At 46.1% G+C, this 14,066-nt stretch carries 11 protein-coding genes and 1 pseudogene; 5 read left to right on the top strand and 7 right to left on the bottom strand.

Translation table 11 applies throughout. The features are described 5' to 3' along the window. Positions 1-912: 912 nt before the first annotated feature. Positions 913-3,678 (bottom strand): DNA polymerase I, encoded by a 2,766-nt coding sequence (gene polA / locus K5Q99_RS19705; RefSeq protein ID WP_220777882.1) that lies wholly within the window; start codon positions 3,676-3,678, stop codon positions 913-915. A gap of 387 nt (positions 3,679-4,065) precedes the next feature. Between polA and elbB the strand changes: the two genes are divergently transcribed. Beyond that, positions 4,066-4,728, top strand: a complete 663-nt coding sequence (gene elbB, locus K5Q99_RS19700; protein WP_220777881.1) for an isoprenoid biosynthesis glyoxalase ElbB — start codon at positions 4,066-4,068, stop codon at positions 4,726-4,728. 80 nt (positions 4,729-4,808) lie between these two features. On the opposite strand, the gene glpG is transcribed toward elbB, so the two are convergent. From glpG to K5Q99_RS19675, 5 genes are all read right to left on the bottom strand, one after another. Continuing rightward, positions 4,809-5,654, bottom strand: a complete 846-nt coding sequence (gene glpG, locus K5Q99_RS19695) for a rhomboid family intramembrane serine protease GlpG (protein ID WP_106648827.1) — start codon at positions 5,652-5,654, stop codon at positions 4,809-4,811. After that, positions 5,651-5,956, bottom strand: coding sequence for a thiosulfate sulfurtransferase GlpE (gene glpE, locus K5Q99_RS19690; RefSeq protein ID WP_006084745.1), 306 nt, complete (start codon positions 5,954-5,956; stop codon positions 5,651-5,653). The genes glpG and glpE overlap by 4 nt, the downstream gene beginning before the upstream one ends. A 153-nt stretch (positions 5,957-6,109) precedes the next feature. Next, positions 6,110-7,135: an L-threonine 3-dehydrogenase gene (gene tdh / locus K5Q99_RS19685; RefSeq protein WP_220777880.1), complete on the bottom strand. Its 1,026-nt coding sequence runs from the start codon at positions 7,133-7,135 to the stop codon at positions 6,110-6,112. 22 nt (positions 7,136-7,157) lie between these two features. After that, positions 7,158-8,351, bottom strand: coding sequence for a glycine C-acetyltransferase (locus K5Q99_RS19680; protein ID WP_106648829.1), 1,194 nt, complete (start codon positions 8,349-8,351; stop codon positions 7,158-7,160). Between the two features lie 287 nt (positions 8,352-8,638). Continuing rightward, positions 8,639-9,286: a TetR/AcrR family transcriptional regulator gene (locus tag K5Q99_RS19675; RefSeq protein WP_113940155.1), complete on the bottom strand. Its 648-nt coding sequence runs from the start codon at positions 9,284-9,286 to the stop codon at positions 8,639-8,641. A 142-nt stretch (positions 9,287-9,428) separates the two neighbouring features. Here K5Q99_RS19675 and waaA point away from each other — a divergent pair, with 142 nt between their 5' ends. Beyond that, positions 9,429-10,691, top strand: a complete 1,263-nt coding sequence (gene waaA, locus K5Q99_RS19670; RefSeq protein ID WP_220777879.1) for a lipid IV(A) 3-deoxy-D-manno-octulosonic acid transferase — start codon at positions 9,429-9,431, stop codon at positions 10,689-10,691. A gap of 26 nt (positions 10,692-10,717) precedes the next feature. On the opposite strand, the gene K5Q99_RS19665 is transcribed toward waaA, so the two are convergent. Beyond that, entirely contained in the window at positions 10,718-11,473 is a 756-nt protein-coding gene (locus tag K5Q99_RS19665; protein WP_220777878.1) for a 3-deoxy-D-manno-octulosonic acid kinase, read from the bottom strand. Positions 11,474-11,571: 98 nt separating this feature from the next. On the opposite strand from K5Q99_RS19665, the gene K5Q99_RS19660 reads away from it, so the two are divergent. The 3 genes and pseudogenes from K5Q99_RS19660 to K5Q99_RS19650 all read left to right on the top strand — a co-directional run. Further along, complete coding sequence (locus K5Q99_RS19660; RefSeq protein WP_220777877.1) at positions 11,572-12,621, top strand: glycosyltransferase family 9 protein; 1,050 nt, start codon at positions 11,572-11,574, stop codon at positions 12,619-12,621. A gap of 24 nt (positions 12,622-12,645) precedes the next feature. Beyond that, positions 12,646-13,716: a glycosyltransferase family protein gene (locus tag K5Q99_RS19655; RefSeq protein ID WP_220777876.1), complete on the top strand. Its 1,071-nt coding sequence runs from the start codon at positions 12,646-12,648 to the stop codon at positions 13,714-13,716. A 50-nt stretch (positions 13,717-13,766) separates the two neighbouring features. After that, a pseudogene (locus K5Q99_RS19650) lies at positions 13,767-14,066 on the top strand (hypothetical protein); the annotation flags it as partial.

Genomic DNA, 14,066 nt, shown 5'->3' with positions numbered 1-14,066 from the left:
CTCTAAAATTTACTTTAAGTTTGAAAAAAGAGCAAAAAAAAGCCTCAGCAAACAAGTTGCTGAGGCGCCAGAATTTGGCTCATCACTATAAGTGAAATAAAGGTCTGAAAGATAGAACATCTTAACCTCTGTACCCTACGCAGAGAATGTTACTCCATTTATCTTTAAATGGAAAACAGTTTTTTCAAAAAAGAGGTAATTATGTGCGCTTGATCTCAGGTTGTGAGTGAAAAAGCATCTTAAATTGATCTTAAAATTTCATTAAAAATGCTTAATCGGCTGATTTAGAGGGGTAATCCGAAATTTATATACAAAAGAGATCAATATTTGAGATTTAATGTTTTTACTCTAAATCCGGCTTAATGTTTTAGTGTACGCGTGAGAGAACAACCGTTATGACACTTTTGAGCATATATGGCTGGCTTTAACGCCGTTTAGATTCGTGTAATCACACCCTTGAGTCTCCATCTGCTGCGGCAGTGTATCGATGAGCTCTACTGCTAAATGAATCAGGTAAAGATTGTTTGGTAGTGAGTTATGCATGTTGCTGCCGATGAAGTTGCATCGTACTTAAGGCTCTAGTGTTTGTGGGGGTAAGGAATGTTTAGTTGTGAGTCATGGTTTGTGTCGTCTGTTAAGTTGCGCCGAACTTGATGGTCTAATACGTGCGGAGTCGAGATTGCTTCGTTGAGAGTCATACATTGTGCTGCCGATGCAGTTTTGCCTAACTTAAGGATCTGATTTGTATTGTGAAAAGATAATTTTCGCACAGTGATGAAAGGGACTCAGTATTGATGTGCTTAGAGATGCTTAAGACGGGAGAGAGCTAACCTGAGCTTAAAATATTGAATTCAGGTTAGCTTTATTTGCTGTTAAATCATATTGATAGTGCTGTTCAGGATATTATAAAGATTAGTGAGCTTCATCCCAGTTATCACCAATACCCGCTTCGGCAAGCAGTTCTACATCGAGATTAGCCGCTTGTGCCATCAAGGTGCAGATTGTCTTTTTAAGCGCTTCTGCTTTATCTGCATCGACTTCAAACACCAATTCATCGTGAACCTGCATGATCATAGTGATTTCGCCTTGGGTTTCTGTCTTGATCCACTGGGCAATATTGATCATGGCCTTTTTGATGATGTCGGCAGCCGTGCCTTGCATTGGCGCGTTAATCGCAGCACGTTCAGCACCTTGGCGGCGCATCGCATTACGATCACGGATTTCGGGCAAGTAGAGGCGACGACCAAACAGAGTCGACACATAACCTAAGTCAGCAGCTCCCGCACGCGTTTCTTCCATATAACGTAATACGCCAGGATAACGGGCAAAATAAGTGTCGATATAGGTTTGTGCTTCGTGGCGTGGGATATCGAGCTGACGTGCTAAGCCAAAGGCTGACATGCCGTAAATTAAGCCGAAGTTAACCGCTTTGGCGCGGCGACGCTGTTCTGTGGTCACGTCCTCAAAGTCAGTACCAAACACTTCGGCAGCCGTCGCTCTATGAATGTCTTTACCCTCGGCGAAAGCTTTGAGTAAGCCTGCATCTTGGGATAAATGCGCCATGATCCGCAGTTCGATTTGTGAGTAGTCGGCGGCCAAAATTTTACGACCTGCGGGGGCGATGAAGGCTTGGCGTATGCGACGGCCTTCCTCGGTGCGGATAGGAATATTTTGCAGGTTAGGCTCGCTCGATGATAAGCGCCCCGTCGCAGCATTAGCTTGATGATAGCTAGTGTGTACGCGACCCGTTTTAGCGTTAACCATCAGTGGCAGTTTATCTGTATAAGTGCTCTTTAATTTAGATAGGCTGCGATGTTCGAGGATCACCTTTGGTAGAGGGAAATCTAACGCCAATTCAACTAGCACTTCTTCCGCGGTTGATGGTGCACCCTTGGGAGTCTTTTTGGTGATCGGGTAACCTAGCTTTTCAAAAAACAGTACTTGCAGTTGCTTAGGCGAACCAAGGTTAAATTTCTCACCGGCAATGTCGTAGGCTTTTTCTTCTAAGGTATCGATTTTACGCGCCAGCTCGTCGCTTTGCTGGCCGAGTAACATACTGTCGATTAATACCCCTTGGCGTTCAATATCTGACAATACTTGGATCAGCGGCAATTCGACCTCGGTAAACATAGCGGCAAGTTCGGCTTCTTTCTCGAGTCTTGGCCACAAATGTTGGTGTAAACGCAGGGTGATGTCGGCATCTTCGGCCGCATAAGGCGCAGCCGTTTCCAGTGGAATTTGGTTGAAGGTCAGCTGTTTTGCACCTTTGCCAGCAATTTCTTCAAAACTGATATTTTTATGGCCTAAGTACTTGAGCGCTAAGCCATCCATATCATGGCGCGAAGCCACTGAGTTGAAGACATAGGATTCGAGCATAGTGTCGAAAGCGACGCCCTGCAGTTTGATACCCGCATTGGCTAAGATACTGATGTCGTACTTAAGATTTTGACCGACTTTCTTAAGTTTTGGATCTTCAAGCAGTGGGCGTAGTTTTTCTAGCGCGACGGTTTTATCGATTTGAGTCGGCGCGCCAACATAATCATGGGTCAAAGGCAGATAAGCGGCTTTTCCTGCCTCAACGGCGAAGGAGATCCCGACTAATTCCGCTACCATGTAATCTAAGCTGGTGGTCTCTGTATCGACCGCCATCAAGTTGGCTTGTTTAAGCTTAGCAATCCAAGTGTCTAATTCGGCTTCCGTAAGAATGCAGTCGTACTGTGTTTCTATCGCTTCGACTGGAGTCGAGTCTTCCTGTGTCTCGGCTGCCGCATCAATTGGGGTATTTGCAGTGATTTTATTATCTAAGACTTCGGCTAACCAACGCTTAAACTCCATCTCACCGTAGCATTTGATCAGTTCATCTTTGTCCGCAGGCTTGATGGTGAGTTCGTGCCAGTCTTGCTCAAGTTCGACATCGGTTTTGATGGTGGCGAGTTCGTAAGAAAGCTTGAGCATGTCAGCATTTTCAATGATCTTCGCCGCCATGGTTTTAGAACCCCTAAAGCCGAGCTCGGCGACTTTTTCGGGTTCAGCTAATAAGTTACTTACGCTGCCGGCTCCTGTGAGCATAGCGAGCGCCGTTTTCTCACCAACGCCGGGTAAGCCGGGAATGTTGTCGGCCTTGTCGCCCATCAGCGCGAGTAAATCTATGATACGGTCTGGACCGACACCGAATTTACTGGTGACTTCTTCTGGGCCCATTATGGTGTCAGTCATAGTGTTGATGAGCGTGACGTTCTCATCGACTAACTGCGCCATGTCTTTATCGCCAGTGCTGATAAGCACGGCACGGTTTTCTAAACTGGCTTGGCGAGCAATAGTGCCGATCACGTCATCGGCTTCGACGCCGGATATCGAAATCAGTGGTAAACCCAGTGCGCGAATAATGCGATGTAAAGGTTCGATTTGCGAACGTAGGTCATCAGGCATAGGTGGGCGCTGTGCTTTGTACTCGCTGTACATGTCATTGCGGAAGGTTTTGCCCTTGGCATCGAACACGACTGCGATATGGCTTGGCTGATAGCGAGTCAGCAAGCTGCGTAACATATTCACTACGCCATAAACGGCACCGGTTGCTTCGCCCTTTGAGTTTGTCAGGTGAGGAGGCGCATAATAAGCGCGATATAAATAAGAAGATCCATCCACAAGCACAAGTGGGTTTTTAGCGACGGTTGGCATAAGTATTTTTCGTTTATCGATGACTTAGATGGCGCTAAGCATGCCACATAAGCGCTATTTCAGCCACGGCAAAATGACTTCCAGCCTGTGGATAAGTCTGTGAGTGAAAAAGTCAACTGAGAATAATGACGATGATTACGGCTTAGTGCGATATTTTTAAGTTGTTGTTTTTTATATTTATAAAAGATTTGTGTGAGTTTAATACTGTTTCTTAAAAAATCTTCCCAATTTGTGGATTTTTTATTGACTCCGTAAAATACATCTAAGGATTGGCTTAATTTTCGGCACTCGTCAGATTCGACGAATTAAGTTAGCACGATTTTTAATCAGATCAACCAGTTTGTTTATGGTTTGTTAAAACTTAATGACATAAGAAGGATATTTTTAATGAAAAAAGTCGCAGTGTTACTGAGTGGGTGCGGTGTTTTCGATGGAACAGAGATCCATGAATCGGTTTTAACGCTTTTATGTTTATCTAAAGCTGGGGTTCATTACCAATGTTTTGCACCTGATATCAAACAGATGCATGTGGTCGATCACCTCACTGGCGAGGTCGATGCTGCTGCAAGTCGTAATGTGCTGGTGGAGTCGGCGCGTATCGCCCGTGGTGAAGTTAAATCGACAATGGAATTAGCGATCACTGAATTTGATGCCTTGATCATTCCCGGTGGTTTTGGTGCGGCAAAAAATCTGTGTAATTTTGCGACGAACGGCAGCGAGTGTGAAGTGAACCCGCTGGTCACTGATTTTATTAATGAGTTCATTTTGGTGAAAAAGCCCGTTGGCTTTATCTGTATCGCCCCTATGATGATCCCGCGTTTATATCCCCATGGTGTAAAAGGCACTATCGGTAATGATAGCGATACTGCCGCGGCGTTTAATTTGATGGGCGGTGAGCATCAAGTCGCCACTGTGCATGAGATCGTCGTGGATGAAGCCAATCGGATTGTCAGCACTCCCGCTTATATGTTGGCTGGAAGCATTGCTGAAGCGCATTCAGGCATCGAGAAGCTGGTTGCTAAGGTACTGGAGATGACTGACGCGCGTTAGGTTTGCAGAAGTGTAAGAGCGCGTCATTGAACCAAGATAAATCCCCATGCGTTCTTCAGGATTTATCTTGGTTCACGGAATTAGATTGAGCTCGAGGACTTGCGGCTATCGAATAAACCTTGGGCTAACCCTATGAGTAAGCCACCAATGTGGGCACCGTTCGCAACGGCAACCCCTAGAATATCCGTGAATCCCAATGCCAACCAAATCATCATAAAGGCCATATATGATGGCGGTAAGCCTATACCTGCCACAGGTTTACGTATCCCCATGATCCAAGTGTAGCCCACCACGGCATACACAACGCCAGACAGCCCGCCGAAGTTCGGCCCACCGACATAATATTGGATGACGTTTGGCAGTGTGCCCGCCACAAACAGCAAGATTAGCAATGGCGCTGTGCCGATACGGGTTTCGATTTTACCGCCTAAATACCACCACCAGAGCAAGTTAAAAATGACGTGCATGGCTGAAAAATGCAGCAGGCTCGGGGTAAAAACACGCCAGAACTGGCTGAACTCTGAATTTGGTACCGCGCCAAAATAGGACAGTGCTGCGTAGGTTTGGTTGGCGAACCCTAAGTTCATCGCTGCAAAAATGAGTACACAAACTGCAAATATGATGAGTGTGACTGGGCCTGCGCCGGTAATGAATTGGGTAATCAACTGTAGTGAAGGCGCGCCGTAATCTATCTTAGTTTGGGTATCGCCGTGTTCCCACGAGGCTTGTAGATATTTACTGTCGTAGGGATGAGCCATGAAATGGGCAAACTCTTTACGTGCTTGCTCCACATCTTTGTCATGGATGACGAGAATGGCGACACCTTGCACCAGCGGCTCAATTTGGCAGTCAATGTGTTCACCTTTGAGGTAATCGACAAATGCCTGCGCGGCTCTACTGTTGGGGAGTCGGCCAATTTCTATCATGCATTCGCCTCATGCCAAGCGCTATAGCCGCCGTCTAGACTGTAAACGTCATCAAAACCTTGTTCGCATAAATATTGCGCCGCATTTTGGCTGCTCATGCCGTGGTAACAAACCACCACCAGTGGGCTATCCATATCGGCTTGGCTAATAAATTGCGCGAGGTTTTCGTTATTCAGGTTAGTTGCACCTGCAATATGGCCGTTGGTGAAGCTATTGCCATCGCGGATATCGACGATTTGCACTGGCTGTGCTTCGGTCATTTGCAGCAATTGATTAACGCTTAAGTGTTTAAAGGAAGACATAATAAAACCTGACAAAGCTAAGGGATGGAAATCAAGATGGGATAAGTGTGCAACAAGGGGCTGCGAGTGTACAGCCCCATCGATACCCAAGCTATCTGAAGATACGAATCCTGCATCTTCAGGTCGTTTGGGTATAAGTAATGCTCTGCAGGATTAATCCCAGCTGAGGATTACTTTACCTGATTGGCCCGAGCCCATAGCGTCGAAACCTTGTTGGAAATCATCAATCTTGAAGTGGTGAGTGATGATAGGCGAAATATCTAAGCCAGATTGGATGAGGCTCGCCATCTTGTACCAAGTTTCGAACATTTCGCGGCCGTAGATGCCTTTAATGATCAAACCTTTGAAGATCACTTTGCTCCAATCAATCGCCATTTCGCCACCAGGAATACCCAGCATAGCGACTTTGCCGCCGTGGTTCATGGTATCTAACATGGCGTGGAAGGCCGATGGTACGCCAGACATTTCTAAACCGACGTCAAAACCTTCGGTCATGCCCAGTTCCTTCATCACGTCTTTCAGGCTTTCTTTAGACACATTGACTGCGCGAGTGGCACCCATTTTACGGGCCAGCTCTAAGCGGTATTCGTTGACGTCGGTGATCACCACATGGCGCGCACCTACGTGACGACATACGGCCGCAGCCATAATGCCGATGGGGCCTGCGCCTGTGATCAACACGTCTTCGCCGACTAAATCGAAGGACAACGCTGTGTGAACGGCGTTACCGAATGGGTCGAAGATTGAGGCTAAATCATCGCTGATGTCATCAGGGATTTTAAAGGCGTTAAAGGCAGGGATCACTAAGTATTCCGCAAATGATCCTTCACGGTTTACACCGACACCAGAGGTGTTGCGGCATAAATGGGTGCGGCCAGCGCGGCAGTTACGGCAGTGGCCGCAGGTGATATGGCCTTCGCCTGATACGCGGTCGCCAATCTTAAAACCGCGAACTTCTTGGCCGATATCAACCACTTCACCTACATATTCATGGCCAACAACCATAGGAACGGGAATGGTTTTTTGCGACCATTCGTCCCAGTTGTAGATGTGCATGTCGGTGCCACAAATCGCCGTTTTTTTAATTTTGATCAGCAGATCGTTGTGGCCCATTACTGGCTTAGGCGCATCGACTAACCAAATACCTTTTTCGGCTTTTAACTTGCTTAGTGCTTTCATTGTCTCAAGTCCTAAATAGGGGTTAAATAATGCCCATTTCTTTGGCAATACGGGTAAAGGCGGTAATCGCTTTGTCGAGTTGCTCACGGGTATGTGCCGCTGACATTTGCGTACGGATACGGGCTTGTCCCTTAGGAACTACTGGGAACGAGAAGCCAATAACATAAATATGTTCTGCTAATAAGCGGTTAGCAAAGTCGCCTGCTAGTTTCGCATCGCCAATCATCACTGGGATAATCGCGTGGTCGGCGCCACCTAAGGTAAAGCCAGCTGCTGACATTTGCTCACGGAAATAACGGCTGTTTTCCCATACGGCTTCGCGCAGGGCTTGGCCTGATTTGAGCATTTCTAATACATGGATAGATGCAGTCACGATTGACGGCGCTAATGAGTTAGAGAACAGGTAAGGACGTGAACGCTGGCGTAACCAGTCGATAACTTCTTTTTTACCCGAAGTGAAACCGCCCGATGCGCCGCCGAGTGCTTTGCCTAAGGTGCCTGTGATGATGTCGACTCTGTCCATCACATTGCAATATTCGTGGGTGCCACGGCCGTTTGCGCCGATAAAGCCTACCGCGTGAGAGTCATCGACCATGACCAGTGCGCCGTATTTATCGGCTAAATCACATACGCCTTGCAGATTAGCAATCACGCCGTCCATCGAAAATACGCCGTCGGTGGCGATCAAGATGTTACGGGCGCCCGCTTCTTTCGCGGCGATCAACTGAGTTTCTAAATCGGCCATGTCGTTGTTGGCATAGCGGAAACGCTTGGCTTTACATAAACGTACACCGTCGATGATAGAAGCATGGTTTAGCGCATCGGAAATAATCGCGTCTTCTGCATCTAACAAGGTTTCGAATAAACCGGCGTTAGCATCAAAACATGAAGAATAAAGAATGGTGTCTTCAGTGCCGAGGAATTCGCTCAGGCTAGCTTCTAGCTTTTTATGGATATCTTGGGTGCCGCAAATAAAGCGCACCGACGCCATACCAAAGCCGTGACTGTCTAAGCCCTGTTGGGCGGCTTTAATTAGCTCAGGGTGATTCGCTAAGCCTAAGTAATTATTCGCGCAAAAGTTAACAACTTCTTGCTGATTAACTTGAATGGCAGTCTGTTGCGGTGAGGCAATAACACGCTCGCTTTTATATAAGCCTTCGGCTTTGATGTCTGCAAGCTGTTGATTAATCTGTGCGTAGAATGAGGTAGAGGCCACCTGATATCTCCTTAGTTAACTTTATTCTGATTTTGGGAGTGGCGGCATTCTAACTCTAAACCCAATCGGCCTACAGCCTTTTTTTCATGCAGGTTCGCAAGATAAACGAGTTTAGGGCTAAAGTGGTTTTTACATTATAAAAACTAATGTGCAACATAAGTTTGCCACTGTTTGGCTGAGTCTTCTTTTAAGAGATGTAGAGCGAAAAACGAGCTCGCACTCAGTACTATAATTGCTTTGAGTTTAGTTCCGAATGCGAGTTCCCAACATAGGCGTTTGGGATGACGTTATAGAGATTCTTGACTCGCTAGCGCGTGGTAATGTTGCTCTAGGCGAGTAAAAGTCGCGACGGATGTCGGGGTTGCATAGGCTTTGAAAATCATCAGCACCCTTAAAACGCCTTCATAAAGTGTCGCTTTAGTGATGGTCGATGTGCTGGATTGCGTGAGTTGGTAACCAATCCAAAAGCTGACGATCATCTTGATGGTATCTGCCAGTGGCGTGATTTTGTCAGCATCGACACACAGAAATCCATCTTGTGTGAGTTTATGCAGCACGTGGCTTGAACGCGTTAAGACTTGCTGCTGTGCGTGCAAATAGCGTTTTTTTAGTTCTTCATCGCGGGCGAGAATATCCGCAAGATTGGCGTACATAAAACGGAATTGCCACAAGGTATAGAACATAGCATCGAAGTAGCCGATTAACAGTTCTACATCCACTTGCTTATCTTCATAGGGTTGGAAACCCGATTCGAGATGATTCTCATATAGACTGAAAATACAGCGGATAATGTCTTCTTTATTGCGAAAATGGTAATAAAGATTCCCGGGACTCATATTTAAGTGAGCGGCAATGTGATTGGTGGTGATGTTTCTTTCGCCATGCTCGTTGAACAGTTCAAGACTGGCATAGATTATTTTGTCGCGGGTTTTCATAAGTTATCCAAATTGCTAGTGAACGCCACATCATAGATAGAGTTAACCAACGACCGCCATACTGCTGGTAAATTATCCCTAATTTGGTGCATATGCTAACATTGCCGCCATTCAACAGGCAAAACTCATAAGCACGTTTTTAATGAATCGTTTTCTCTATTCCACGATCTTATATTTATTATCCCCTTTGCTAATCGTCTATTTAGCATTTCGTGCTATCAAAAGTCCCGATTACCGTGGTCGTTGGGGGGAGCGTTTTGGATTAACCCAACTTAAATCGACGGATTTACTGATCCATTCTGTGTCTATGGGCGAAACGCTCGCGGCAATCCCTTTGATCCGTTTGATTATGCAATCACACCCTGAGCTAAGTATTACGGTTACCACAACCAGTCCAACAGGATCTGCGCAGGTGCGCAAAGCCTTTGGTGACTCAGTGCAACATTGTTATTTGCCCTTTGACTTACCTTGGTGCGTGCGGCGTTTCTTGCGCCAAGTCTCACCTAAATCTTGCATCATTATGGAAACCGAACTGTGGCCTAACTTAGTTGCTGTTGCTGCTAAACGCGGTGTGCGCTTGATGTTAGCGAATGCTCGCTTATCGGCCAAGTCGGCGGCGCAATATGCTAAGCGTCCTAAACTCAGTCGACCTATGTTGCAACGACTCGATGTTATTGCGGTGCAGACTCAGGTGGAAGCGCAGCGTTTTATCGAGTTAGGTGTATCGCCGGACAGAGTGACAGTATGCGGTAGCTTGAAATTTGATCTCAGTATTACGCCCGAGCGTTTAGCCAGTGCCAAGCAGTTGCGTCAGGCTTGGGGGCGTGAAACCTCGCCGATTTGGGTTGCAGGCAGTGTGCATCCTGGAGAATTTGACGCCATGCTCACTGCCCATAGGCAATTATTGGCTCGGTGGCCCGATGCCTTGCTGATTATTGCACCGCGTCATCCTGAGCAGTTTTCTGCCGTTGCTGAGGTTGTTGCCAGCCAAGGTTTTGAATTAATTCGTCGCAGCAGTAATCTTCCTGTGACGGCAACGACTCAAGTGCTGGTGGGCGATACCATGGGTGAACTTCTGACTTTTTACGGCGCGGCGGACCAAGCCTTTGTCGGTGGCACGCTGATCAATAATGGTGGCCATAATCCCTTGGAGCCTGCTGCTATGGGCGTACCTGTTATGGTGGGGCCGAACCATTGGGACTTTGCCCAGATTACGCAGATGTTGGCGGATGCTGGTGGGTTAAGGGTTGTCGCTTCGGCGGATGAACTGGCCGCTAACTTGATTGCCTATTTTGCTAAACCTGAGTTACGCCAGCTGGCAGCAAGCGCGGGATTGGCAGTGGTTGAGGCAAATCGCGGTGCCTTGCAACGACAATTTCTTCTCGCGCAATCATTAATCAATTAATTCAACAAGATAATTTATTTAGTGGTTCAGGCGCTTTGCATCGCCGCTTGGTAGCCCAGCAGCAGTGATGACCAGTTATCGGCAGTGAAGGCAAGGTTTGGCAGTTTGCCTTGTTCTTTATTGAAAGAGCGAAACAGTCTGTCTAGATTCGATTGCTGCCATTGCGGGCTCGGTGTTTTTAACTCACCGCGGTCGAAATCGATAAGATAAAAGCGTTCTGCCGTTATGGGTGCTGTTTGCGCAGGCTGGAACAGAATATTTTTGGCATTGAGATCGGCGTGGTACACACCGCGCTGGTGGAATTGGGCGATAGTTGCTCCCAACGCCTGCCATTGCTCAGTGCTCATTATCCCTTTGCCGAGTTTAGCGACTAAATCTTCGGCGCCTTCGACCCGTTCGATAATGATATCGGCGCGGTAAAATAATCCATCGCGTACTATGTTGGCGGCAATCGGCTTAGGTACGGCAAAATTTTCGTGATACAAAATGTTTAATAAGCGTAACTCACCCATGGCGCGGGTATTTTCGAGGCCAGTATAAACGTAAGCGTCTTTGCTGAATTTCTCCATTAAGCCGCCACGCCAATAATGACGTAACACCCAATGACTGTGCTCAAATGCCACAAACCAAGTGGTGTAGCGGCCTTTTGATGAACCGACAACAGCATTTTTAGCTCGCCAAAAATCCACCGCAAACCAAGCTGGAGCGATATCTGTTGGCGTATTTTGGCAAACTGCCATGTGACCTTGGGCGGTTTTTATGAGCTGAATCTGAGCATTCATGGGAGATTTGTTGACTTAAGCGTGGCACCTAGGGCCATTCTACATTAAGATCCTTAGCTTGCGCCAAATAACCTTAAGAGCTTTTAGCTTCAATCCCAATGAGTTTAAATCCCAATACCATGAATTCCCTTTGTTTGCTTCGCTTATCCGCTATCGGTGACGTCTGTCATGCCGTGGCAATGGTGCAGGCGATTCAGCGGCAATACCCCGAGCTCAAAATCACATGGGTGATCGGTAAACTCGAATATCAATTGTTGAAGCATTTACCCGGCATTGAGTTTGTTATTTTCGATAAATCTCAAGGATGGCGCAGCTATTTTAATTTGCGTAAGGCGTTAAAAGGCCGACGTTTTGACGTGCTGCTGCATATGCAGGTTGCGCTACGTGCTACCTTGGCTTCATTAGCCATTTCGGCAAAGGTGCGCATAGGTTTCGATCGTGCCCGCGCTAAAGAAGGTCAGTGGCTAGTGACAAATTACAGGGTGGAGCCCTTGGCCAAGCCCCATGTGCTCGAAGGGTTTATGGGATTCGCTAAGGCTATTGGCGTTAAGGATCTTACTCCTCAATGGCATATTCCTGTGCCAATTGCGGATACTGAATTTGCCCAGACGCAGATTAAAGACAATGAAAAAGTCTTTATCATTTGCGCCGCAGCCAGTAAGGCTGAACGTAACTGGTTACCAGAGCGTTATGCCGCCGTCGCGAGCCATGCGATTGCGCAAGGATTTAGAGTCATGCTGTGCGGTGGTCCAACTCAACTTGAGAAGGATTTAGCCGAGCAAATTTTGCAGGCTTGTCCTTCTAAAATCGATAATTTAGTGGGCAAAACCAGTCTGACTCAACTCTTAGCACTGCTAAAACGCGCCAGTTTAGTGTTAGCGCCAGATACCGGTCCTGCGCATATGGCGGTGACCCAAGGCACGCCAGTCATTGGTTTATATGCCCATTCAAATCCTGGGCGCACAGGTCCTTATCTATCTCAGCAATATGTGGTGAGTGCCTATGATGAGGCCATGAGGTTGCAGCATAGTGGACAAATTACGTGGGGAACTCGCGCTAAAGGCGAGCATCTAATGTCATTGATTAGTGTTGAAGCTGTGATTGAGAAGTTTGATGAGGTGGCGCATGACACTAAAACTTCAGAATAAATTTATTTGGATTAAAGGTTAATTATGGCTCCTCAAAAAGCCCCTAAGTTCTTGTTTATCCCAGTCTCATCGGCAGAGGGCATAGGTGAGTATATGCGCTCAATGATCATTGCCGATGAGGTGAAAAGAACTTGGCCGAATGCCGAGATCAAGTTTATTTTAAGTGAACAAGCACCCTATGCAGCTCAATGCCCTTATCCTGCTGAATTACTCAAAGATACGCCGACTAAACAAGTCAAAGCGGTGAATCAAATCATGTCTGATTACCTGCCCGATATAGTATTGTTCGATGCTTCTGGGCGTAAATCACAGTTAGTCCATGCCCATAAACTCGGCGCTAAGGTCATATTTCTCAGCCAGCACAAGCGTAAGCGTAGCCGTGGAATGAAAATTGGCCGCGCTTTAGTGACGGATTGTCATTGGGTCGTGCAACCAGAATTTGTGATCGGTCCTATCAGTTGGTTAGATCGCCTGAAGCTGAAACTCATTAATAAACCCGCGCCTTTTAATATAGGTCCAGTCTTTACTCAACCCGATGCAAGCACTCAAGCGGCATTATTAGCGCAATATCAGCTAACGCAAAATGAGTTTGTATTATTTAATGCGGGTTCTGGTGGGCACAAGGTAAATGGCGAATTAGCCGCAGATATTTTTGCTCAGGCCGCTCATGAAAGCTATAAAGCATCTGGCATAACAAGTGTCATGGTTTTCGGCCCGAATTATCCAAATCCTCTGCCTGAGCTTGAGGGGGTAGTTGTTATTCCTCAATTGAATAATCAGCAGTTTATTAATATTTTGGCCGCGGCTAAGGCTGTCGTATTGAGCGGTGGAGATACTTTATTACAAGCGATAGCGCTGCACAAACCAACATTAGCAGTTCCTGTATCGAAGGATCAGCCGCCAAGGATTGAAAAATGTATATCTGCAAATGTTGCTTTTGGCTGTGAGATTGAGCTTGATACGCTTAATGGTAATATTAAGCAGTTATTATCTTCCGATGGTATTATGCGATTGGCAACAAGTTTAAATAAAGATTCTAAATTGGATGGACTTGAGCTTGTGATAAAGCAGTTAGAACAGTGGATTAAGTTGTAAGGGAAAATCTTAAATTTATTCTTTTTAAAGAATTTAGAGGCTCTCAAGTTATGAGTGTTAATGAAAATGTGTGTGATTATTGTGACTTTATCGTCGATTTGACTAGTTTGGATAAACCAAGATTACCAGGTATAAGTGCCATTCTTCGTATAAAAAATGGTGCAGAATTTTTAAGGCTTAGTATTGAGTCTCATTTACTTTATTATGATGAGATTGTTGCCTGTTATAATGATTGTACAGATAACACTGCTGAAATATTAAATGAATTAAAAGAGAAATACCCTGAAAAAATAAAGATTTTTGAATATTTACCTAAAGTACATCCTATTTTTTCAGATGAACATAATCGC

This window comes from Shewanella hafniensis (genome assembly GCF_019655335.1).
Taxonomy (GTDB): domain Bacteria; phylum Pseudomonadota; class Gammaproteobacteria; order Enterobacterales; family Shewanellaceae; genus Shewanella; species Shewanella hafniensis.
This window is presented reverse-complemented; position numbering and strand designations above follow the sequence as displayed.

What these genes read in the sequence shown, in the direction of transcription:
- polA (WP_220777882.1), bottom strand. Translation starts at nt 3,678, where the DNA reads ATGCCAACCGTCGCTAAAAACCCACTTGTGCTTGTGGATGGATCTTCT.
- elbB (WP_220777881.1), top strand. Translation starts at nt 4,066, where the DNA reads ATGAAAAAAGTCGCAGTGTTACTGAGTGGGTGCGGTGTTTTCGATGGA.
- glpG (WP_106648827.1), bottom strand. Translation starts at nt 5,654, where the DNA reads ATGATAGAAATTGGCCGACTCCCCAACAGTAGAGCCGCGCAGGCATTT.
- glpE (WP_006084745.1), bottom strand. Translation starts at nt 5,956, where the DNA reads ATGTCTTCCTTTAAACACTTAAGCGTTAATCAATTGCTGCAAATGACC.
- tdh (WP_220777880.1), bottom strand. Translation starts at nt 7,135, where the DNA reads ATGAAAGCACTAAGCAAGTTAAAAGCCGAAAAAGGTATTTGGTTAGTC.
- K5Q99_RS19675 (WP_113940155.1), bottom strand. Translation starts at nt 9,286, where the DNA reads ATGAAAACCCGCGACAAAATAATCTATGCCAGTCTTGAACTGTTCAAC.
- waaA (WP_220777879.1), top strand. Translation starts at nt 9,429, where the DNA reads ATGAATCGTTTTCTCTATTCCACGATCTTATATTTATTATCCCCTTTG.
- K5Q99_RS19665 (WP_220777878.1), bottom strand. Translation starts at nt 11,473, where the DNA reads ATGAATGCTCAGATTCAGCTCATAAAAACCGCCCAAGGTCACATGGCA.
- K5Q99_RS19660 (WP_220777877.1), top strand. Translation starts at nt 11,572, where the DNA reads ATGAGTTTAAATCCCAATACCATGAATTCCCTTTGTTTGCTTCGCTTA.
- K5Q99_RS19655 (WP_220777876.1), top strand. Translation starts at nt 12,646, where the DNA reads ATGGCTCCTCAAAAAGCCCCTAAGTTCTTGTTTATCCCAGTCTCATCG.